The sequence below is a fragment of the Pseudomonas sp. FP2254 genome (assembly GCF_030687695.1).
Taxonomy (GTDB): domain Bacteria; phylum Pseudomonadota; class Gammaproteobacteria; order Pseudomonadales; family Pseudomonadaceae; genus Aquipseudomonas; species Aquipseudomonas quebecensis.
On record NZ_CP117444.1, the window covers coordinates 1,249,160 to 1,270,748 of the forward strand.

Genomic DNA, 21,589 nt, shown 5'->3' on the forward strand with positions numbered 1-21,589 from the left:
GATGTTCATGGGTGGGAGGGGCAAGCCCCTCCCACAGTGGATCAATCGAACTTGTAGCTGATCGCCGTTTGCACCTGACCCTGGTTCACATCGCCAGTCTGCTTGACGATGCTGCTGTTCGCCGCCGAACCCACCAGGTGCACCCAGCTGGCGCTGGTCAACAGCGACCAGTGAGGCGCCAGGGGAAATTCAAAGCTCTGGGTCAGCGTTACATTCTGGAAACCGCCGCTGGCGTTATACGGGCGAAAACCGGTGGCGGCGGCCTCGTGGTCGTCCACGCCGAAAAACGTATTGGCTTGGCGCGCGTCGGCAAAATGCGCCACCAGGCCGCTGCTGCCGATGATCCCACCGCCCAGCGGGTAGCCCAGTTCGCCACCCAGCTTGCCCAATGTGCCGCTCTGGGAGTGGCCGCCGCCGACGGCCTGGCCCAACTGCGCGTAAACCCGCCAGAAGTCAGCCGGTGCGTATTGCACGAAGCCACCGACCTCGGCCATGTCCGACACGTTGCGCAACCCCTGCAGCGAGCCGTTGGACGTACGCCCCTGCAGGTAATTGATATACGGCCCGGCGCTGAAACCGTGGGTGTCCAACGCGCTCCAGGTCAGGCCGTCGTCGGTGCTCAGGCTGACATTGCCCCAGTCCAGATCCACATAGGGCACGGGTCGCGTTTCGTAGCGGCTGCCGGTCGGGTCGTGGGGCTGATAACTCAGGCCGGCGCCGACTTCACCCCTGATGCCGTCGGCCAACGCGGTATTGGAAACGCCCCACAGGCCAAGCAAACCGGCGAGTGCCGCGCAGGTGATCCTCAACATGGTCACTGTTCCTTGATTGAATACCCGCGCATGAACGCGCAAAGCACGGTGGCCGTGCAAGCACTCATGTTGTTTGTAGCAAGCTACAAAAATTGTAGCTGTCACGACACATATGAGCCCCGCACCCCGAGCAAAGCCCCGGCTGCACGGGGTGATGGCCACTTGGCACAGTCTCTGCTCTACCCCTTGGGCAAGCGCATGCAGCGCGCCCTCTTCAAGGTAAACGCAGATGATTGACTGGCATATCGTGTGTGACTTCGACGGGACCATCACGCCCACCGATGTCATCGACAACGTCCTCCAACGCTTCGCCGGCCCCGAGTGGGAAACCATCGAGCAGCAATGGCTGGACGGGCATATCGGTTCACGCGAATGCCTGAGCCGCCAACTGGCGCTGATCAAGGCCACGCCCAGCGAATTGCTGGCGTACTTCGACAGCGTCGAGATCGACCCGGATTTTCCGGATTTCGTCGATCACGTACTCGGCCTGGGGGCGAGTCTGGACGTGGTCAGCGACGGCATCGAGCAAGGCATCGCGCGGATTCTGTCGCGCAACTATGTGACCTTGCTGCCGATCCTCGCCAACCGCCTGCGCCAGGTCGACCAGAACAGCTGGCGCATCGACTTTCCCTATTCAAGCGATGCCTGCCGCGCCGCGTCCGGCAACTGCAAGTGCAAATCCACCCCGCGCAACAAGCGGGTGCTGGTGATCGGCGACGGCAAGTCCGACATGTGCGTGGCCTCCACCGCTGACTTCGTGTTCGCCAAGGGCAGCCTCGCCGAGTACTGCGTCGCCAACGCCATCCCCCATGCGCGCTTCGACACCTTTGCCGAAGTGACGGCATTGCTGGCGCGGCTCCCGCAGAGCATTGCCGCCAATACCTCCTCCTTCGCTACTGACTCCCAGGAACTCTTCCATCATGTCTGATATCCGCATCGCAACCGCCGAAGACCAGGTGCTTCTGGACAAAGAGGCCAAGTACTGCTCCTACGGCGATACCGTCCATTACATCGAGCCGCCGCGCATTTTCAGCCGCTGTGAAGGTTCCTACGTGTGGGACACCGAAGACCAGGCCTACCTCGACCTGCAAATGTGGTACTCGGCGGTCAACTTCGGCTACGCCAACCCGCGCCTGAACAATGCGCTGAAACAGCAGATCGATACCCTGCCGCAGATCGCCAGCCAGTACCTGCACAAGGGCAAGATCGAGTTGTCGGAAATGATCGCCGTCGACGCCAAGAACAAATTCGGCCTCGACGGCCGCGTGCACTTCAACGTCGGCGGTTCGCAATCGATTGAAGACTCCCTGAAGGTGGTGCGTAACGCCACCAACGGCAAGAGTTTGATGTTCGCCTTCGAAGGCGGCTATCACGGGCGCACCCTCGGCGCCTCGTCGATCACTTCCAGCTACCGCTACCGTCGCCGCTATGGCCACTTCGGCGAGCGTGCGCAGTTCATCCCGTTCCCTTACCACTTCCGCGGCCCCAAGGGCATGACCAAGGAAGAGTATGGCAGCCACTGCGTGCAGCAATTCGCGCGGCTGTTCGAGACCGAATACAACGGCGTGTGGGACCCGAAAGTCGGCCAGAGCGAATACGCCGCGTTCTACGTCGAACCGATCCAGGGCACCGGCGGCTATGTGATCCCGCCGATGAACTTTTACCGCGAACTCAAGCAGGTACTGGATCAGCACGGCATTCTGCTGGTGTCCGATGAAATCCAGATGGGCTTCTACCGCACCGGCAAGCTGTGGTCGATCGAACACTTCGACGTGCAGCCGGATGTGATCGTGTTCGGCAAGGCGCTGACCAACGGGCTCAACCCCCTGGGCGGCATCTGGGCTCGCGAAGAGTTGATCAACCCGAAGATCTTCCCGCCAGGCTCGACCCACTCCACCTTCGCCTCCAACCCGCTGGGCACGGCGGTGGGTCTGGAAATGTTCAAGATGACCAACGAAGTCGACTACGGCGCGATGGTCATGGCCAAGGGCAAGTTCTTCCTTGAAGGTTTGCAGGATTTGCAGAAGCGTTTCCCGATCATCGGCGACGTGGACGGCCTGGGCCTGGCCCTGCGCTGCGAAATCTGCGGTCCGGATGGATTCACCCCGGACAAGGCGACCCTGGACTACATGGTCGAGGAAGGCATGAAGGGCGATATGGTGGTCGACGGGCAGAAACTCGGCCTGATCCTCGACGTGGGCGGTTACTACAAAAACGTGATCACCCTGGCGCCGTCCCTGGAAATCAGCTACCCGGAAATCGAACTGGGCCTCAAGCTGCTGGAACAACTGCTGGTACGGGCGACCAAGCGGTGAACGGTCACGGGTTCGACCTCGGTAAAGGTGATGCCGGTTTCGTGCTCGGCAACGGTCCGGTCGGGGTCCTGTTGATCCACGGCCTGACCGGCACCCCGAATGAATTGCGCCAGGTCGCCAAGGGCCTGGCCAGGGACGGTACGTGCACGGTGTACGTGCCGACCCTGGCCGGACACTGCGGCGGCAACAGCGACTTGCAGGCCACCGGCTGGCGCGACTGGTACGAAGGCGTGCGCAAGACCTTCGTGCAGGTGCGCCAGCGGCATGGGCAAGTGTTCGTCGGTGGCTTGTCCATGGGCGCGGTGATGTCGATGTACCTGGCTTCGGAGCATCCGGGCCAGGTCGCCGGGCTGCTGATGTATTCCACCACCCTTAAGTACGACGGCTGGAGCATCAGCAAAATGGCGTTCATCACGCCGTTGCTGATCCGCATCCCGTTCGGCGTGCGCCTGTTCCGGTTTACTGAAAAGCCGCCCTACGGCATCAAGAACCAACGGTTACGGGCAATCGTCGAGCGGCAGATGAAGGAGGGTGAAAGCAGCGAGGCGGGGTTATTGACCATGGAAGGGGTGACGGTGCGCGAGTTGCACTGGATGAACGCCGTGGTGAAGAAACGCATGCCGTCGATCAACGTCCCGGCGCTCGTGCTGCATTCGATCGAAGACGACATCACCAGCCGCTGGAACGCCGACTACGTCGAGCGCTACCTGGGCGGACCGGTGACCAAGATCCTGCTGGACGACTGCTACCACATGATCACCGTCGACCTGCAATACCGGCGTGTGATCGAACTGAGCGCCGCTTTTATCCGCGAACGGGCGACCGACGATGTGTTGGCGTGTTGTGGTTAACGCGACGGATGTGCTGAGCGGGCTCTGTGGCAAGCCTGCTCACCACTCGAACTGACCCAACCAGATCCTCAGCCAAAAAAGGGGAACACGTGATCACCACCCAAGCCTTTGCAACCATCCGGGCTCTGCAGCGCAGTGCCTGGAACGATTGTTTTCCCGGTGCGCTTGAAGATTGGGACTATTACGTCGCCGTGGAAAACGCCGCCGTCGAGGATTTCCAATGGCGCTACCTGGCCGTGTACGACAATGGAACGCTGGTGGCCGTGGCGCCGGCCTTTATTACCCATTACCGTCTCGACACCACCGTGTCCGGCGTCGGCAAGCGCTTGACCACGCGCCTGCAACGCCTGTGGCCGGGAGCGTTGCAGCTGGGGTTGTATGCCTTGGGCTCGCCGCTGGCCGAGCGCTGCGACGTCGGGTTTGCCAGCGAGGTACCGCAGGTGCGCCGCCCGCTGGTGCTCACGCATCTGCTGCAGGCCGCCCGACAGGACGCCGATGACCTCGGCATCGGCCTGCTGGCGGTCAAGGATGCCCCCAGCCACGACCCGCACTGGCGCGAAAGCTGCCGCGCCGCCGGTTTCCAGAGTATGCCGAGCCTGCCTACTGGCGTGCTGCCGCTGCCCTATGGCTCGGTGGACGCCTACCTCGGTTCGTTGGGCAAATCCACGCGCAAGGACCTGCGCCGCAAGCTGCGCGCGCCGGGGCCGCGTGTCGAGTGGCGGGACAATATCGATGATGTGCTGCCCGAGGTCATGAGGCTGTACGAAGCCACGCTTACCCGCGCCGAGTTGCAGTTCGAACGCTTGCCCGCCAGCTACTTCACCGGCGTGCTCGAACGCCTCGAAGGCCGCGCGGTCTGTGTGCTGTACTGGGTCGAGGAGCAATTGGTGGCGTTCAACCTGATCCTGATGGACGAACATCGGCTGGTGGACAAGTTCTTCGGGCATGACGTTGCGTTCACCCGCGACTACAACCTGTACTTTCGCAGTTGGCTGACCAATGTCGACTACTGTATTCAACACAAAATTGCAGCGTACGAGTGCGGGCAGGCCGGCTATGCCAGTAAGCTGCGCCTGGGCTGCAAGTTCCAGGGCAATCAGGTGTTCTTCCGGCACCGTAACCGCCTGGTCAACGGTCTGCTCGCGCTGGTAAAACTGTTTATCCGACCGGATCGTTCCGACCCTGCCATGGCTGCTGCAATAAGCGAATCCCGATGATCACCAAGACCCGCCAGAAAGCCCGTCCGTTTGCCATTTCGCGCTGGAGTGTCCAGCGCAAGCTGGTGCTGGCGTTCTGGTTGGTCAGTGTGATCCCCACCATGATTGCGGCGGAGCTGGCCGCCACCACACTGTCGGAAATTTTCGACAGCAACGTGCGCATCTGGCTGCAGGAGTCGACCAAGATCGTCAAGGACGAGATCGGCGATATCCTTCACGACAACGCGCGCATGGCCAAGCTGTTCCTGCGCTACACCAGCCCGCCCGCGAGCAGACAGGCGGCCAAGCACGACCGGCTGACGGCGGACATTGCCGATGCCACCGACATCGATGTGGTCGCGCTGATTCGCGTCAGTGACAACAAACCGGTGTTCAGCACTGCCGCCGACGACATCGTCAAACAGATCAGCCTGGCCAGGAACACCGTCTTGCAGACCGTGCAGGTGGGCGGCGTGTCCACCGGCATCGTGGTCTCGACCTTCGAGACCACCCAGGACGGCGTGGATTACGTGCTGCTGGTCGGCACCTACCTGGACAGCAGCTTCCTCACCAGCGTGGCCGATGTGCATTCCCTCGACCTGCGGCTGTACCTGGCCAACCCGGAAGGGTTCTCGGAGATTTTCTCGACCCAGCGTTTCGAGGATCACCCCTCGCGCATCCCCAAGGATGTCGAGGCGGCGATGCGCAGCACGCGCCAACCCAGCGAGCAGTTCACCCATAACTACAGCGGGCTGTACTGGCCGATCTTCAACGATGCCGGCGAGTTGCAAGGCGTGATTTTCAGCGGGTTGCTGCGCCACACCAGCCTGGTGGGGCTGGTCAACCAGAGCAACCTGTTCGTGCTGATCTTCCTGCTCAGCTCGGCGCTGTCACTGGCCGCCGGGGTGCTGGTGTCGCGGCGCCTGACCCGGCCGCTGCGGGATCTGTCCCAGGGCGTGAGCGCGGTGATCTCCGGCGATTACGCACACCGCGTCGAGGTCAGCGGCGGCGATGAACTGGCGCAGTTGAGCAGCACCTTCAATCACATGACCGAGCGCCTGGGCGAATTGCACCAGCTCGAAGCCCAGTTGCGTCGCCGCGACCGCCTGCACGCGCTGGGCGAAGTCGCCATGGGCCTGGCTCACGAGATCCGCAACCCATTGGGCATCATCAAGACCGCCACCCAGTTGCTGCACCGTCGCGCCGACCTGCCGGCCGCCGACAAGCGCCACCTTGAATACGTGATCAGCGAAGTCAGCCGCATCAATGACCTGATCACCGAATTCCTCGACTTCGCCAAGCCCAACCCGCCGCTGCGCGTGGTGCAGCCGGCGCGGGCGCTGGTGGAGGAGATCCTCGGCTTCTGCGCGCCGGAGCTGGCCACCCATAACATCGATGCGCAGATCGACGACCAGGCGCCGGGCGCGACGCTGTATGCCGACGCCCGGCAACTCAAGCAGGCCTGCCTCAACCTGATTATCAACGCCATCGACGCCATGCCCGACGGCGGGCGTTTGACCCTGGGCATCCGCAGCGTCGGCGAGAATACGGTCATCAGCATTGCCGACAGCGGCCAAGGCATTCCTGCCGAGATGATCGAGCGTATCTTTACGCCGTTCGTCACCACCAAGGCCTCCGGCACCGGGCTGGGCCTGGCCAAGGTCTATTCGATCATGGAAAGTCACGACGCCAGCATTGAATGCACAAGTGAGAAAGAGGCCGGCGCCACGTTCAGCCTGTACATTCCGGCGCGGGGCGAAGACGAGGAGGACAGTCATGACGCATAACGTATTGGTGGTCGACGACGAGCCCAAACTCTGTGATTTGCTCTCGTCGGCCCTGGGCCAGAATGGCATCCAGGTGTTCACCGCCGGCAACGGCCTGCACGCGCTCAAGGTGCTGGAGCAGGAAGACATCGACCTGGTGATCAGCGACTGGCGCATGCCGGGCATGGACGGGCCGGCATTGCTGGCGGAAATCAAGACGCGCTATCCCCAGGTGCCGGTGATCGTGATGACCGCCTACAGCACGGTAAAAAACGCCGTGCAGTCGATGCGCAACGGCGCTTATGACTACATCGCCAAGCCGTTCGATATCGACGAACTGGACATCACCGTGGCCAAGGCTCTGCAGTTTCGCGACATCCTGCGCGACAACGCACGCCTGCGCGCCGAGCTGGACGAACACGCGCAGTTCGATAGCCTGGTGGGCGACAGCCCGGCGTTTCGCAAGGTGCTGCAGGCGGTGGATTCCGTGCGTGACAGCAGCGCCACCATCCTGCTGACCGGCGAGAGCGGCACCGGCAAGGAAATGGTGGCCCGCGCCATCCACAAGCACGGTAGCCGTGCCGACCAACCCTTCGTGGCGGTCAACTGCGCGGCGATTCCCGAAGGCCTGCTGGAGAGCGAGATGTTCGGGCATCGCAAGGGCGCGTTCACCGGCGCGGTGTCGGACCGGGTCGGGCGCTTCCAGCAGGCGGACAAGGGCACGCTGTTTCTGGATGAAGTGGGCGATATGCCCCTGGCGTTGCAGGCCAAGATCCTGCGCGCCTTGCAGGAGCGGGTGATCGAGCCGGTGGGTGACCCGCGCGAGCGCAAGGTGGACGTGCGCGTAATCGCCGCCACCAATAAAAACCTGCTGGAGGCGGTGGCCAACAAGGAGTTTCGCGAAGACCTGTATTACCGCCTCAATGTGTTCCCGATCCCGCTGCCGGCCCTGCGCGAGCGGGTGGAAGACATCGCACCCCTGGCCCGGCATTTCGCCCAGACCCTGAGCGCCACGGCGGGCAAGCGGATCACCGGCTTCAGCCCTGAGGCGTTGCAGGCCATGGCGGCTTATCACTGGCCGGGCAATATCCGTGAACTGCAGAACTGCGTGGAACGCGCGACCATTGTGGCCGCCACGCCGGTGATCGAAGACATTGATTTGCCGGGTTATCTGTTTGCGTCCAAGCCGAGCGAGGGCGGCGTGACGACGATTCTCAGCGACGGACCGGGCATTCCCCAGGACCTGGATGCGGCGCTGGCCGAGGTCGAGAAAGCCTACATCCTTGCGGCGTTGCAGGAGAGCAACGGCGTGCAGGCCGCGGCGGCGGCCAAGATCGGGATTTCCGAGAGAAGCTTCTGGTATCGGCTGAAGAAGCTGGGCATCCAGGTCGACAAGATCGTCCGTTGACTCAACCGGGATAAAACTGTGGGAGGGGGCAAGCCCCCTCCCACAGTTTTTGACCGAGTCCGGTCAGGTATGGAGGCGTACCCAGATGCTCACCAGGATTGTGGCGGCCATCAGCCAAGCCAGCGCCGCCACGGCTAAAGAAGCTTCCAGGCGCATTCGGTCCACCATCACATACAACGCAGCCAGGTACACAAAGTACGGAATGATCGACCACATGCCGAACAGGATGGTGGTCTTCAAGTCTTCCACCGAACGGCCTTTGCCGACGATGTAGTGGGCGATCAGCGCAAAGGTCGGGAACAGCGGCACCAGCCCGGCGATGTAATAGTTTTTGGTCTTGGCCAGCGCGGCCAGTATCAGCACCACCGCCGCGCCCAGGGCGGCCTTCAGAAACAGATCCATCAGTGGCTCAACCCGTATTTTTTGACCTTGTCGAACAGTGTGGTCTTGGCCATCCCCAATTCCAGGCTGGCCTGTGTGAGGTTGCCGCCGCTGCGTTGCAGGGCGTCCATCAGCAGGTTGCGTTCAAAGGCTTCCACCGCCTCGGTAAAGGCCAACCCCTGGCCGCCGCTGCCGGTGCCGCTTTTCTTGAACGCGGGCAGGCCCAGGGCGAAGCGTTCGGCGACGTTGCGCAGTTCGCGGACATTGCCGGGCCAGTCGTGGCTCATCAGGCTGGACAGGGTCTGGTTGTCCAGCTCCGGCGCTGTGCGGTCGAAGCGCAGGGACGACTGCTGCAGGAAATGTTCGAACAGTTGCAGGATGTCTTCGCGGCGCTCGCGCAGGGGCGGCAGCTCCAGGGTCACCACGTTGAGGCGGTAATACAGATCGCTGCGAAACTGACCGGCGCGGCTCAGTTCGTCCAGATCGGATTTAGTGGCCGCAATGACCCGGCAATCCACCGCCACGCTCTGGTTGGACCCCAGCCGTTCCAGGGTGCGTTCCTGCAGGACCCGCAGTAATTTGATCTGCAGGTTGATCGGCATGCTTTCCACTTCATCGAGAAACAGCGTGCCTTCGTGGGCGTGTTCGATCTTGCCGATGCGTCGCTTGCCCGCGCCGGTGAAGGCATTGGCCTCGTGGCCGAAAATCTCGCTTTCGAAGAGGTTTTCCGGCAGGCCACCGCAGTTCAGGGCGACAAATTGGTGGGCGTGACGCCGGCTGAAATCGTGCAGGCAACGGGCGACCAGTTCCTTGCCGGTACCGGTTTCGCCTTCGATCAGCACGTTGGCCGACGTGTCGGCGACGTTGGCGATCAGCTCGCGCAGGCTCTGCATGGCCGGCGAGCGCCCGATGATGCGGCCTTCCAGGGAGTCGCGCTCGGCCAGTTGACGACGCAGCGCCCAGACTTCCCGCGCCAGCCCGCGCTGCTCCAGGGCGCGTCGGGCGACGTCCACCAGGCGTTCGGGGGAGAAGGGTTTTTCCATGAAGTCATAGGCGCCGTTGCGCATTGCGCCGACGGCCATGGAAATATCGCCATGCCCGGTGATCAGCACCACCGGCAGGCTTTTATCCAGCGCCTTGAGGCGGGTGAGCAGCTCCAGGCCGTCGATGCCCGGCAGGCGAATATCGCTGATGACAATGCCGGCGAAGTTCTCGCCGACGCGCTTCAAGGCTTCCTCGGCGCTGCCCACGCCCACGCTGGTGATGTCCTCCAGCGCCAGGGCCTGCTGGCAACCGAGCAGCACATGGGGGTCGTCTTCGACGATCAGGACGGTGAGGTCGTTGCGGTCTGTATTCATGTCGACTCAGTGGGTTGAGCGCCCGCCAACGGCAGGCTCAGGACAAAGGCCGTACCACCGCTGGCCGGATGCTCCACGGCGAGGTTGCCACCCGTGGCGGCCGCCAGGCTGGCCGACAGGGTCAGGCCCAGGCCCAGGCCCTGTTCGCCGGGTTTGGTGGTAAAGAACGGTTCGAACAAATGCTTGCGCGCCTCGGGGTCGATGCCGTGGCCATTGTCGCGCACCTGCAGGCGGTACTTGCCCTCGCTGCCGCTGCCTTCCAGCCACAGTTCGGGGGCCGGTTGCGCCTGCATGGCGTCAAGGGCGTTGCCGATCAGGTTGACCAGGATCTGCTCCAGGCGGGTCTGATCGATCTGCAAGGCAGCGTCGGCGAAGTCTCGGTGCAGGGTCAGCGGCAAGTTGTCCAGACGCGCGCCCAGCACCTGGAACGCGGCGTCCACCGCTTTGGCCAGGCTGGCCTCGCCCTGGTCATCACCGCGCCGGGCAAAGGAGCGCAGGCTGGCGGTGATGCGGCCCATGCGGTCGATAAGTTCGTTGATCGTCTTGAGGTTGGCGCTGGCGGTGTCCAGCGCGCCGCGCTCAAGAAAACGCACAGTGTTGCCGGACAACGTGCGCAGCGCTGCCAATGGCTGGTTGAGTTCATGGGCGATGCTGGTGGACATTTGGCCGATGGCCGCGAGTTTGCCGGCCTGTACCAGTTCATCCTGGGCACGGCGCAGGGTTTCTTCGGCCTGGCGCCGTTCGCGGATCTGACCCTTGAGCCGTTCGTTGCTGGCGCGCAGGTCGGTGGTGCGTTCGGCAATCCTGCGCTCCAGCTGGCTGTTGGCTTCCTGCAAGGCTTCCCGCGCGGCGAGGCGGGTGGCGATGACCTTGCGTCGCTCGTTCCAGGCGATCAGCAGGAAGGCGACCAGGCCGAAGGCCACTGCCACCAGGATGCCCTGGTTGATGGCCGCGCGACGCAGGTCGTTGAGCGGGGTGAGCAGGGTAAAGCTCCACGGTGTGTCGTTGAGCGGACGAGTCTGCGCCAGGTAGCTGACGGCGTGCTCGTCATTGACCACTTCGCTGTTGGCCGGGAAGGTCAGTTTTTCGGTGCCTTCCTTCAAACGCTCGCGGGCCAGGGGCTCCAGCTCGTTCAAGGTGGCCCAGTAGTATTGCAGGCTGTGGGCCAGGCGTTCCTTGACCTCATCGCTCAGGGGGCGCACGGCCTTGAGACGGCGGGCCGGGTCGCTGGAGAGGATGATGATGCCGTTCTCGTCGCTCACGAATGCTTCGAGGCGCGCGCGCTGCCAGCGTTCTTCGAGGGCTTCGAGGCGCACTTTGACCACGGCGACGCCGATGATCTTGCCGTGCTCTTCCAGGCCATGGGCGAGGTAATAGCCGGGCTCGCCGTTGGTGCTGCCGATGCCGTAGAAACGGCCGGGCTGACCGCGCACGGCGTTCTGGAAATAGGCGCGGAAAGACAGGTCTTCACCCTGGTAACTGTCGGCATCGCGCCAATTACTGGTGGCGAGCACGCGGCCAGTGGTGTCCATCACGTAGATGGCGCGGCTGCGGCTGCGACGGTTCAGGCCTTCGAGGTATTCGTTGACGGCTTTGCGGGTTTCCTGATTCGGATCGGCCAGCAGTGTGGAGACGCTGGTTTCCAGCTCCAGCAGACTGGGCAGGTAGGTGTACTTGCTGATCTCGCTTTCGACGGTGCGGGCATGCAGTTCCAGTTGGCGCTCGCCATTGTCACTGAGGGTGCGGATGCCATAGTACTCGCTGATCCAGAAGCCGATGTAACCCAGGCCGACCATCAGGGCGATGATCAACGGCGGCAGGAACAACTGGCGAATCAGACGAGGTTTCACGGCAAGTGATGGCGGTGCGGCGCGAAATTGGTTGGGGTCGCATTTCATCACAGATGCCTTGGGTCAACCAGAGCTGCCATGTAGGAGGGGGCTTGCCCCCTCCCACACTGGCTCGGGCTTAATTGCTTAGTGCTGCAGGATTTTCTCGAGGAAGTGCTGCGCGCGCTCCGAGCGGGCGCTGATGTCGCCGAAGAACTCTTCCTTCGGGCAGTCTTCGATGATCTTGCCGGCGTCCATGAAGATCACGCGGTCGGCCACTTTACGCGCGAAGCCCATTTCGTGGGTCACGCACATCATGGTCATGCCTTCCTGGGCCAACTGCACCATCACGTCCAACACTTCGTTGACCATTTCCGGGTCCAACGCCGAGGTCGGTTCGTCGAACAGCATGACGATCGGGTCCATGGCCAGGGCGCGGGCAATCGCCACACGTTGCTGCTGGCCACCGGAGAGCTGGCCAGGGTGCTTGTGGGCGTGTGCCGACAGGCCGACGCGCTCAAGCAGTTGCAGGCCTTTCTTGGTGGCCTCTTCCTTGCTACGGCCGAGCACCTTGATCTGCGCGATGGTCAGGTTTTCGGTGATGGTCAGGTGCGGGAACAGCTCGAAGTGCTGGAACACCATACCGACGCGCGAGCGCAGTTTCGGCAGGTTGGTCTTCGGGTCGGCGATGGAGGTGCCATCGACGACGATGTCGCCTTTCTGGAACGGTTCCAGCGCATTCACGCACTTGATCAGGGTGGATTTGCCCGAGCCGGACGGCCCGCACACCACGATCACTTCGCCTTTTTTAACCTCGGTGCTGCAATCGGTCAGCACCTGGAAGTCGCCATACCACTTGTTGATGTTCTTGATAGAGATCATACGGCAAACCTTTTTTGCAGACGCTTGACCAGCAGCGAGGCGGAAAAGCTGATGATGAAGTAGACGACACCGGCGAAGATCAGGAACTCATTGGAGCGGCCGATGATGTCGCCGTTGGAGCGGGCGGAGTTGAGGAAGTCCACCAGGCCCACGGTGTAGACCAGCGAGGTGTCCTGGAACAGGATGATCGACTGTTGCAGCAGCAACGGGGTCATCTTGCGGAACGCCTGGGGCAGGATGATCAGGCGCATGGTCTGGCCATAGGTCATGCCCATCGCCTGCGCCGCCGCCATCTGGCCCTTGGGGATCGACTGCACGCCGGCCCGCACGATTTCACAGAAGTACGCGGCTTCGAACATCATGAAGGCCACGACGCAGGAGGTGAACGCACCGATCGGGGTGTCTTCTCCGGTGATCCAGCGCAGCACGAACGGTACCGCGAGGTAGAACCAGGTAATCACCAGCAACAGGGGGATCGAGCGGAAATAGTTCACATAGGCGCCGGCCAGCCGCGACAGCAGTTTACTGGACGACAGGCGCATCAGCGCGAGGAGCGTGCCCAGGATAATGCCGCCCACCACGCCCATGACCATCAGCTTCAAGGTCATGACCATGCCGTTCCACAGGCCCGGTATGGCGGGGATGATGCCGCTGAAATCGAGTTCCATTATTTACCCCCCACGGAGATCAGGCCGGGCACTGCGACTTTCTTCTCGACCAGGCGCATCAGCAGCATCAGGCTCATGTTCAGGGTGAAGTAGATCAGCGTGGCCAGGGTGAAGGCTTCGAACAGGTTGGCCGAGAACTCGGCGGTCTGTTTGGTTTGCGCCAGCAGTTCCATCAGGCCGATCAAGGACGCCACGGAGGAGTTCTTGAACACGTTGAGGAATTCCGAGGTGAGCGGCGGAATGATGATGCGGTAGGCCTGGGGCAGCAGCACGTTCCAGTAGATCTGCGGCAGCTTGAAGCCCATGGCGCGCGCGGCGGATTCCTGGCCACGCGGCAGCGCCTGGATACCGGTGCGCACTTGCTCGCACACACGGGCGGCGGTGAACAGGCCCAGGCACACGACGACGCTCAGGTAGGCCGAGGTGGTCGGGTTCAGGTCCTGCTTGTACCAGTCCTGCAGGTTCTGCGGCAGCAGGTCGGGCACCAGAAAGTACCAAATGAACAGCTGCACCAGCAGCGGTACGTTGCGGAACAGCTCCACGTAGCAGGTCGCGATGCCCGATACCAAACGGTTCGGCACGGTGCGCATGACCCCCAGAATGGAGCCCAGCAGCAAAGCGATGATCCATGCCACGACAGCGATGGCGATGGTCCAGCCCAAACCGGCGATGTACCAGTCGAGATAGGTCTCGCTGCCCACGCCGGTGGACTTGAAGAACACGCCCCAGTCCCAGTTGTAATTCATTAGGGTCTCCCCTCGAAATCGATCGATGTACAAGCACCCGCTTGGGGAAAATCCATTCCCGCCTGACGTTGAACGCCAGGCACACGCGATCGGCTCGAAAACCGCCAGGTCGAGTGTTCCAAGTTAAAACCAGCAGGTAGTAGCAGACGCCTGAGGGAGGGTTGGCTCCCTCAGGAGATAAGGTTAGTCAGCTTTTAGATCTTTACTTCCGGAGCCGGCTTATCGGTCGGGTTCTTAATCAGTTCCTTGACCTTGTCGCTCATCGGGAAGTTGAGGTTCAGGCCTTTTGGTGGAACCGGGCTTTCGAACCATTTGGCGTAGATCTTGTTGATCTCACCGGATTTATACAGGCCGATGATGGCGTCATCCACGGCTTTCTTGAACGCTGGATCGTCTTTGCGGACCATGCAGGCGTAGGCTTCGAAAGACTGTGGGGTACCGGTGATGACCCAGTCATCCGGCTTCTTGGCCTTGGCTTCTTCGCCGGCCAGCAGGGCGTCGTCCATCATGAACGCTACCGCGCGACCACTTTCGAGCATCTGGAAGGATTCGCCATGGTCTTTGGCGGAGATGACGTTCATGCCCATCTGCTTGTCGGCGTTCATCGACTTGATGATGCGCTCGGACGTGGTACCGGCGGTGGTTACCACGTTCTTGCCTTTAAGGTCGGCGAAGTCGGCGTAGCTTGGCTTGCCGTCCTTGTCCTTCTTGACCAGCAGGCGCGTGCCGATTTCGAAGATGTTGGTGGTGAAGGCGACTTGTTGGGCGCGTTCGGCGTTGTTGGTGGTGGAACCGCACTCGATGTCGACGGTGCCGTTCTGAACCAGTGGAATACGGGTCTGCGAAGTTACCAGGTTGTACTTGGCCTGCAGATCGGGTTTGTTCAGGTCTTTTTTCAGGGCTTCAACGATGGCCAGCTGAATGTCGTGGGAGTAGCCCACAGGTTTGCCCGAACCATCCGCGATATAGGAAAACGGGATGGAGCTGTCGCGGTGCCCGAGGGTGATGGTGCCGGAGTCGTTGATTTTCTTCAGAGTGCCGGTGAGTTCGGCGGCAAAAACTGGAGTGCTGATCAGAGCAGCAGCGATAGCTGCGCCCAGGATATGGGGAACGATGCGCATCAATACTTCCTCGACATTTGTTTTTTTTATGAAGCCAGCTAAACGGCTCTCTTGTACAGCGAATGTCCGTGACGGCTCCTGAGGCGTCTCGGCAATCGTCCAAGAGTGTAGAGCATGAGTCGTGCCAGGCTCGAAACAAAAGCTTAAATATATGATTTACATAAAGATTAAGTTTGTATGACAGGTTTTTTCCAGCGCTGCGATCCGGCAAACCGAATAGCTCGGGGTGTGGCGTTCGGAAATCCGAATGGTCCTGCAGTGGCCCGGGTACGAATTCCTACGTGAGCACTGCAAAAACGCCGCGTTTATTCCGAATAAACGCGGCGTTCCGGGGGGAGCGAGCAAGCTCGCTCAGTACAGCGCGGTCATCAGGCCGCTTCGATCTTGCTGCGGTTCTGCTCAACCTTGGAGAGGTAACGCCGTACGCCTTCCTGTTCCTGTTCGGTGGTGAACAGGCCGAGCTTAGTCCGGCGCCACAGGATGTCATGGGCCTGGGTGGCCCATTCTTCAGCGCACAGGTAGTCGACTTCGCGGGTGTACAGGCCACCGCCCAAGTGCTCGCCCAGGTCGGCCAGGGATTGCACGCCCTCCAGCAGGCGCCAGGTGCGGCTGCCGTAGGTGGTGGACCAGCGACGCGCAATCTCGCTCGGCACCCAGTCGAACCTGGCGCGAATCGCCTCGGCCAGCGCTTCGGGCGTGCTCATGTCTTCGCCGCCCGGCAGGCTGGCCGTGGCGGTCCAGCTCGGGCGCATCTGCGTGAAGTACGGCGCCAGTTGGGCCATGGCCGATTCGGCGAGCTTGCGGTAAGTGGTCAGCTTGCCACCGAACACGGACAGGATAGGCGCCTCGCCGGTGCCCCCGGACAGTGCCAGGGTGTAGTCGCGGGTAATTGCCGACGGATTGTCCGACTCGTCGTTGCACAGCGGGCGCACGCCGGAGTAGGTGTGCACGATGTCATCGCGGCTCAGTTGCTTCTTGAAGTGAGCGTTGACCACTTGAAGCATGTAGTCGGTTTCGCCCTCGGTGATCGCCACTTTCGCCGGGTCGCCGGTGTATTCGCGGTCGGTGGTGCCGATGATGGTCAAGTGGTTCAGGTAAGGAATAGTGAAGACGATACGCTGGTCTTCGTTCTGCAGGATGTGGGCGTGCGCGCCTTCGTACAGTTTTGGCACGATCAGGTGGCTGCCCTGAATCAGACGAATACCGTAGGGCGAATCCAGTTTCAGGTCGTCCTTGATGAACTTGGCCACCCATGGGCCGGCAGCATTCACCAACGCACGCGCGCGGATCGAGAACAGGCTGCCGTCGGCACGTTCCATGTTCATTTCCCACAGGCCCTTGCTGCGATGGGCGCTGATGCAACGGGTCTGAGTGTGGATATGGGCGCCTTTTTCACGGGCGGCCATGGCGTTGAGCACTACCAGTCGGGCATCGTCGACCCAGCAGTCGGAATACTCGAAACCCTTGGTGATTTCGCTTTTCAGCGGGCTGTCCGGGCCGAACTTCAGGCTCTTGGAGCCCGCGAGTTTTTCGCGCTTGCCCAGGTGGTCATAGAGGAACAGCCCGGCACGAATCATCCACGCCGGGCGCAGGTGCGGGCGGTGCGGCAGGACAAAACGCATTTGCTTGACGATGTGCGGCGCCTTGGCCAGCAGCACTTCGCGTTCGGCCAGGGCTTCACGCACCAGGCGGAATTCGTAATGCTCGAGGTAGCGCAGGCCGCCGTGGATCAACTTACTGCTGGCGGAAGATGTGTGGCTGGCCAGGTCATCCTTTTCGCAAAGGAATACCGACAGCCCGCGACCGGCTGCGTCTGCTGCAATGCCGACGCCATTGATCCCGCCACCGATCACGGCAACGTCATAGACTTCGGCAAGCGGTGGAGCAGGCAAGGTAGAAGGGTTCATCGGCTGGCCTCGCGATCTTTTCGTATTGGAATTCGAACATTAATGTTCATTTGCGAAAATGGTAGCTGATAAACGCGGGCACAGCCACCCGACTTCGATTGAAAAAACTCATCGAAGGGCGAGGAAAGGAAAATTTGTGAACATTGGCCCGTTTAAGGCTCGAGATGTTTCAGCGAGTATTGATAGCTATCGGGGGCAAGCCCCCTCCCACATTTGAATGGTTTTACACATCAAAGTGTGGGAGGGGGCTTGCCCCGATAGCATCAATAAAGGCCCTACACGACTTCCAGCCTAACCTTATGCTGATTCAGCAACTGCACCAGCGCCGGCACCGGCTCCTGATCAGTTACCAGGCAATCCACCAGGCTGATTGGCCCCAGGCGAATCATGGCATTGCGCCCGAATTTGCTGGAATCCGCCGCCAGTATCACTTGCCGCGCATTGGCGATGATCGCCTGGGACACGCGCACTTCCTGGTAATCGAAGTCCAGCAGGCTGCCGTCCTCGTCGATGCCGCTGATGCCCACCAGCGCGAAGTCGACCTTGAACTGATTGATGAAATCCACGCTTGCCTGGCCCACCACGCCGCCGTCGCGTCGCACATTGCCGCCGGTGAGCAGCACGTCGAAGTCGTCCTTGGCGCTGAGCATGGTGGCAACGTTGAGGTTGTTGGTGATGATTTTCAGATGGTTGTGGTTCAGCAGCGCACGGGCAATGGATTCGGTGGTGGTGCCGATATTGATGAACAGCGAGGCGTGATCGGGGATCTGGGCGGCGATGGCTTCGCCGATGCGTTGTTTTTCATCGCGCATCTGATCGGCACGCATGGCGTACGCAGTGTTTTCGACGCTGGAGTCATAGGCCGCGCCGCCGTGGTAGCGGCGCAGCAGATTGGCGTCCGCCAGTTGGTTGATATCGCGGCGGATGGTTTGCGGGGTGACAACGAACAACTGCGCCATTTCCTCGATACTGACGTAGCCGCGCTCGCGGACCAGTTCGAGGATTTGTTGCTGGCGGGGAGGCAGATTCATGGGGCGTCCTTTGGGCTGCCATACAAAAGTGGCCCATGATGACGCAGGAATCTGCTCCCTGCCAGTTACAACCCGACGTTGGCTTATTCAGCGCCTTCGTGGGGCTCCCAATCACGGGTGCGGCTGACCGCTTTCTGCCAGCCGGCGTAGAGCTTTTCCTTTTCCTTTTCGTCCAGCTGAGGTTCGAATTCGCGCTCGATCACCGCCTTGCCACGCAACTCGTCCAGGCTGCCCCAGAAGCCGCAGGCCAGGCCGGCCAGGTATGCGGCGCCAAGGGCTGTGGTTTCGCGCATTTGCGGGCGCTCCACCTGGGTGCCGAGGATGTCGGCCTGGAACTGCATCAGGAAGTTGTTGGCCACCGCGCCGCCATCCACGCGCAGGGCTTTGAGGCGTTCGCCGGAATCCTGCTGCATGGCGTCCAGTACGTCGCGGGTCTGGTAGGCAATCGACTCCAGGGCGGCACGAATAATGTGATCCACACGTACGCCACGGGTCAGGCCGAACAACGCGCCACGGGCATAGGGGTCCCAATACGGTGCGCCCAGGCCGGTGAATGCCGGCACCAGGTACACGCCGTTGCTGTCCTTGACCTTGCCGGCAAAGTATTCGGTGTCATGGGCATCGTTGATGATCTTCAGCTCATCGCGCAGCCACTGCACGGTGGAACCGCCGTTGAACACGGCGCCTTCCAGGGCGTAGGCCACTTCGCCACGCGGGCCGCAGGCGATGGTGGTGAGCATGCCGTGCTTGGATTTCACGGCCTTGTCACCGGTGTTCATCAGCAGGAAGCAGCCGGTGCCATAAGTATTCTTGGCCTGGCCGGCTTCCACGCACATCTGGCCGAACAGCGCGGCCTGCTGATCACCGGCGATGCCGCCGATGGCGATGCCGCTTTTGGTGCGGCCGTAGATTTCCGACGAGGACTTCACTTCCGGCAGCATTTCGCGCGGGATGTCGAGGATCTCCAGCATCTTCGCGTCCCACTCCAGCGAGTGGATGTTGAAGAGCATGGTGCGCGAGGCGTTGGTGTAGTCGGTGACGTGGGTTTTGCCGCCGGTAAATTTCCAGATCAGCCAGCTGTCGACGGTGCCGAACAGCAGTTCGCCGTTGCGTGCACGCTCGCGGCTGCCTTCGACGTTGTCGAGGATCCACTTGAGCTTGGTGCCGGAGAAGTACGGGTCGGTGACCAGGCCGGTAGTGTCGCTGATGTACTGTTCGTGACCGTCGCGCTTGAGCTGTTGGCAGATCTCGGTGCTGCGACGGCACTGCCAGACGATAGCGTTGTAGATCGGGCGGCCGGTGACTTTGTCCCAGACCACCGTGGTTTCCCGCTGGTTGGTAATGCCGATGGCGGCAACCTGGTCATGGTGCAGGCCGGCCTGGGCCAGCGCTTCGACCATCACCGCGCTCTGAGTGGCGAAGATTTCCATCGGGTCGTGTTCGACCCAGCCCGCCTGCGGATAATGCTGGGCAAACTCGCGCTGGGCGGTGCAAACCACGTTGGCGTCACGATCAAAGATGATTGCCCGCGAACTGGTGGTGCCCTGGTCGAGGGCAATGATGTAGTTCTTATTCTGAAGGTCGGTCATGTCGATTGCCTTGAACGAAATAGGAAGTCAGAAACCAGCCTGGGCCGCGAAGGGCAGGGGCGCCAGGCCGGCGCTTTCAGGAAATACGGGTATTACCGTTGACAGCCGTGTCAGGTGTTTCAATTACCGCAGGCGCGGCGCTTGGCAGATGGCGGGCAATCAGCCCGCGATAGGCAGCGGCACCGAGGCATGCACCCACAATCGGCGCGAAGATCGGCACCAGGAAGTAAGGAATATCGCGTCCGCCAGTAAGGGCCATTTCACCCCAGCCGGCGAAAAAGGTCATCAGCTTCGGCCCCAGATCCCGCGCCGGGTTCATTGCGAAACCGGTCAGTGGTCCCATGGAGCTGCCGATCACCGCGATCAACAAACCGATCAGCAGCGGCGCCAGCGGGCCGCGTGGCAGGCCATTGTTGTCATCGGTCAGGGCCATGATCACGCCCATCAGGATGGCGGTGATGACCATTTCCACCAGGAATGCCTGGGCGGTACTCAGCAGGGCGTGGGGGTAGGTAGAGAACACCGACGCCAGTTCGAGGCTGGCTTGAGTGCCGCGCACCAGGTGATGGGTTTGTTCGTAATCGAAAAACAGATTGCTGTAGAGGGTGTACACCAGGGCGGCGGAGCAGAAAGCGCCGGCGATCTGGGCGAGGATATAGAACGGCAGTTTGCGCTTGTCGAAATCAGCGAACAGGCACAGGGCGATACTGACCGCCGGGTTGAGGTGGGCGCCGGAAATCCCGGCGCTCAGGTAGATCGCCATGCTCACGCCGACCCCCCAGATGATGCTGATTTCCCACAAGCCAAAGCTGGCGCCCGCAACCTTGAGCGCAGCGACACAACCGGTACCGAAGAAGATCAGAAGCGCAGTGCCCAGAAACTCGGCCATGCATTGGCTTGAAAGTGAAGGCTGTTGAAGAGCAGTTGTCATGGAAAACCTCAATTGTTTTTCTTGTCTGGCGTTTGGCCTCGTTGGGCCTGGCGCGATTTTCACCGTGGCGGGGATCCCCATCTCCGTCACGGCTTACTGCTCGAATGCGTAGGATTATTTCCACGGTATTCGGAAACGAAAAAATATAGACAAGAATGACCGCTGTCAAAGGTCGAAAGTGAACTGCCAGTCACTTTCAAACTATTGGTCTGATGAATGATCACGTCGGCGTAGCGTGGCGGGTGCCAAGGCAGGCGGCGCACTAGAGCGTTTTGTGCGGGGTTGGCTTAGAATTGGCCATCCGTTCGCCACGCCTGGAGCGTCCATGACCCCTGCATTGGATCTGTTGAAAAAAGTTCGCGCCGAACATCGCATTCACAGTTACGAACACGACCCCAAGGCCGCCTCCTATGGGCTGGAGGCCGCAGAGAAATTGGGCCTTGACCCGGCGCAGGTGTTCAAGACGCTGCTGGCCAGCAGCGAGAAAGGCGAGTTACTGGTGGCCGTAGTACCGGTCGTCGGAAGTCTGGACTTGAAGGCACTGGCTCATGCGGCGGGGGTCAAGAAAGTCGAAATGGCCGATCCTGCGGCGGCGCAGCGTTCGACCGGTTATTTGCTGGGCGGCATCAGCCCGCTGGGGCAGAAGAAACGCTTGCGTACGTTTATCGATGTGACGGCGCAGCCGTTCGCGACGATTTTTGTCAGTGCGGGCAGGAGAGGGCTGGAAGTGGAGTTGCCCGCCGCGGTGCTGGCGGAACATACCCAGGCCAAGTTCGCCGAGATTGGCCGGACGTAATT

The 21,589-nt window shown here is 61.4% G+C and carries 19 protein-coding genes; 7 read left to right on the top strand and 12 right to left on the bottom strand.

Annotated features, from left to right (window positions below):
- Positions 1-41: 41 nt before the first annotated feature.
- Positions 42-812 carry a MipA/OmpV family protein gene (locus PSH94_RS05510; RefSeq protein WP_305436741.1) on the bottom strand — a complete coding sequence of 257 codons (771 nt, stop codon included), beginning with the start codon at positions 810-812 and terminating at the stop codon, positions 42-44.
- 229 nt (positions 813-1,041) lie between these two features.
- Between PSH94_RS05510 and PSH94_RS05515 the strand changes: the two genes are divergently transcribed.
- From PSH94_RS05515 to PSH94_RS05540, 6 genes are all read left to right on the top strand, one after another.
- Positions 1,042-1,740, top strand: a complete 699-nt coding sequence (locus PSH94_RS05515) for an MtnX-like HAD-IB family phosphatase (protein ID WP_181080515.1) — start codon at positions 1,042-1,044, stop codon at positions 1,738-1,740.
- Positions 1,733-3,127 (top strand): aspartate aminotransferase family protein, encoded by a 1,395-nt coding sequence (locus PSH94_RS05520; protein WP_181080516.1) that lies wholly within the window; start codon positions 1,733-1,735, stop codon positions 3,125-3,127. Before PSH94_RS05515 ends, PSH94_RS05520 begins: the two co-directional genes overlap by 8 nt.
- Positions 3,124-3,978: a carboxylesterase gene (locus tag PSH94_RS05525; protein WP_305436743.1), complete on the top strand. Its 855-nt coding sequence runs from the start codon at positions 3,124-3,126 to the stop codon at positions 3,976-3,978. Before PSH94_RS05520 ends, PSH94_RS05525 begins: the two co-directional genes overlap by 4 nt.
- 89 nt (positions 3,979-4,067) lie before the next feature.
- Entirely contained in the window at positions 4,068-5,195 is a 1,128-nt protein-coding gene (locus PSH94_RS05530) for a GNAT family N-acetyltransferase (RefSeq protein ID WP_305436745.1), read from the top strand.
- Entirely contained in the window at positions 5,192-6,961 is a 1,770-nt protein-coding gene (locus PSH94_RS05535; protein WP_266248136.1) for a HAMP domain-containing sensor histidine kinase, read from the top strand. Before PSH94_RS05530 ends, PSH94_RS05535 begins: the two co-directional genes overlap by 4 nt.
- The gene (locus PSH94_RS05540; RefSeq protein ID WP_181080520.1) at positions 6,951-8,348 is read left to right on the top strand and encodes a sigma-54 dependent transcriptional regulator; all 1,398 of its coding nucleotides are present in this window, start codon (positions 6,951-6,953) and stop codon (positions 8,346-8,348) included. Before PSH94_RS05535 ends, PSH94_RS05540 begins: the two co-directional genes overlap by 11 nt.
- A 63-nt stretch (positions 8,349-8,411) precedes the next feature.
- On the opposite strand, the gene PSH94_RS05545 is transcribed toward PSH94_RS05540, so the two are convergent.
- From PSH94_RS05545 to PSH94_RS05595, 11 genes are all read right to left on the bottom strand, one after another.
- On the bottom strand, positions 8,412-8,750 hold the full coding sequence (locus PSH94_RS05545; RefSeq protein ID WP_253510736.1) for a GlpM family protein: 339 nt from the start codon (positions 8,748-8,750) through the stop codon (positions 8,412-8,414).
- Positions 8,750-10,030: a sigma-54 dependent transcriptional regulator gene (locus PSH94_RS05550; RefSeq protein WP_305437717.1), complete on the bottom strand. Its 1,281-nt coding sequence runs from the start codon at positions 10,028-10,030 to the stop codon at positions 8,750-8,752. Before PSH94_RS05550 ends, PSH94_RS05545 begins: the two co-directional genes overlap by 1 nt.
- 53 nt (positions 10,031-10,083) lie before the next feature.
- On the bottom strand, positions 10,084-11,985 hold the full coding sequence (locus PSH94_RS05555) for a sensor histidine kinase (RefSeq protein WP_181080523.1): 1,902 nt from the start codon (positions 11,983-11,985) through the stop codon (positions 10,084-10,086).
- Between the two features lie 78 nt (positions 11,986-12,063).
- Complete coding sequence (locus PSH94_RS05560) at positions 12,064-12,798, bottom strand: amino acid ABC transporter ATP-binding protein (protein WP_042560754.1); 735 nt, start codon at positions 12,796-12,798, stop codon at positions 12,064-12,066.
- Positions 12,795-13,466, bottom strand: a complete 672-nt coding sequence (locus tag PSH94_RS05565) for an ABC transporter permease subunit (protein WP_181080524.1) — start codon at positions 13,464-13,466, stop codon at positions 12,795-12,797. The genes PSH94_RS05560 and PSH94_RS05565 overlap by 4 nt, the downstream gene beginning before the upstream one ends.
- The gene (locus PSH94_RS05570; RefSeq protein ID WP_181080525.1) at positions 13,466-14,212 is read right to left on the bottom strand and encodes an amino acid ABC transporter permease; all 747 of its coding nucleotides are present in this window, start codon (positions 14,210-14,212) and stop codon (positions 13,466-13,468) included. Before PSH94_RS05570 ends, PSH94_RS05565 begins: the two co-directional genes overlap by 1 nt.
- A gap of 194 nt (positions 14,213-14,406) precedes the next feature.
- Complete coding sequence (locus tag PSH94_RS05575) at positions 14,407-15,333, bottom strand: glutamate/aspartate ABC transporter substrate-binding protein (RefSeq protein WP_305436748.1); 927 nt, start codon at positions 15,331-15,333, stop codon at positions 14,407-14,409.
- Positions 15,334-15,701: 368 nt separating this feature from the next.
- The gene (glpD, locus tag PSH94_RS05580) at positions 15,702-17,240 is read right to left on the bottom strand and encodes a glycerol-3-phosphate dehydrogenase (RefSeq protein WP_181080527.1); all 1,539 of its coding nucleotides are present in this window, start codon (positions 17,238-17,240) and stop codon (positions 15,702-15,704) included.
- Positions 17,241-17,515: 275 nt separating this feature from the next.
- Positions 17,516-18,271 carry a DeoR/GlpR family transcriptional regulator gene (locus tag PSH94_RS05585; protein WP_027604598.1) on the bottom strand — a complete coding sequence of 252 codons (756 nt, stop codon included), beginning with the start codon at positions 18,269-18,271 and terminating at the stop codon, positions 17,516-17,518.
- 83 nt (positions 18,272-18,354) lie between these two features.
- On the bottom strand, positions 18,355-19,860 hold the full coding sequence (gene glpK, locus PSH94_RS05590) for a glycerol kinase GlpK (RefSeq protein ID WP_181080528.1): 1,506 nt from the start codon (positions 19,858-19,860) through the stop codon (positions 18,355-18,357).
- Positions 19,861-19,936: 76 nt separating this feature from the next.
- Positions 19,937-20,791: an MIP/aquaporin family protein gene (locus tag PSH94_RS05595; protein ID WP_034096127.1), complete on the bottom strand. Its 855-nt coding sequence runs from the start codon at positions 20,789-20,791 to the stop codon at positions 19,937-19,939.
- Between the two features lie 325 nt (positions 20,792-21,116).
- Here PSH94_RS05595 and ybaK point away from each other — a divergent pair, with 325 nt between their 5' ends.
- Positions 21,117-21,587, top strand: coding sequence for a Cys-tRNA(Pro) deacylase (gene ybaK, locus PSH94_RS05600; protein WP_253510745.1), 471 nt, complete (start codon positions 21,117-21,119; stop codon positions 21,585-21,587).
- The last annotated feature ends 2 nt before the right edge of the window (positions 21,588-21,589 follow it).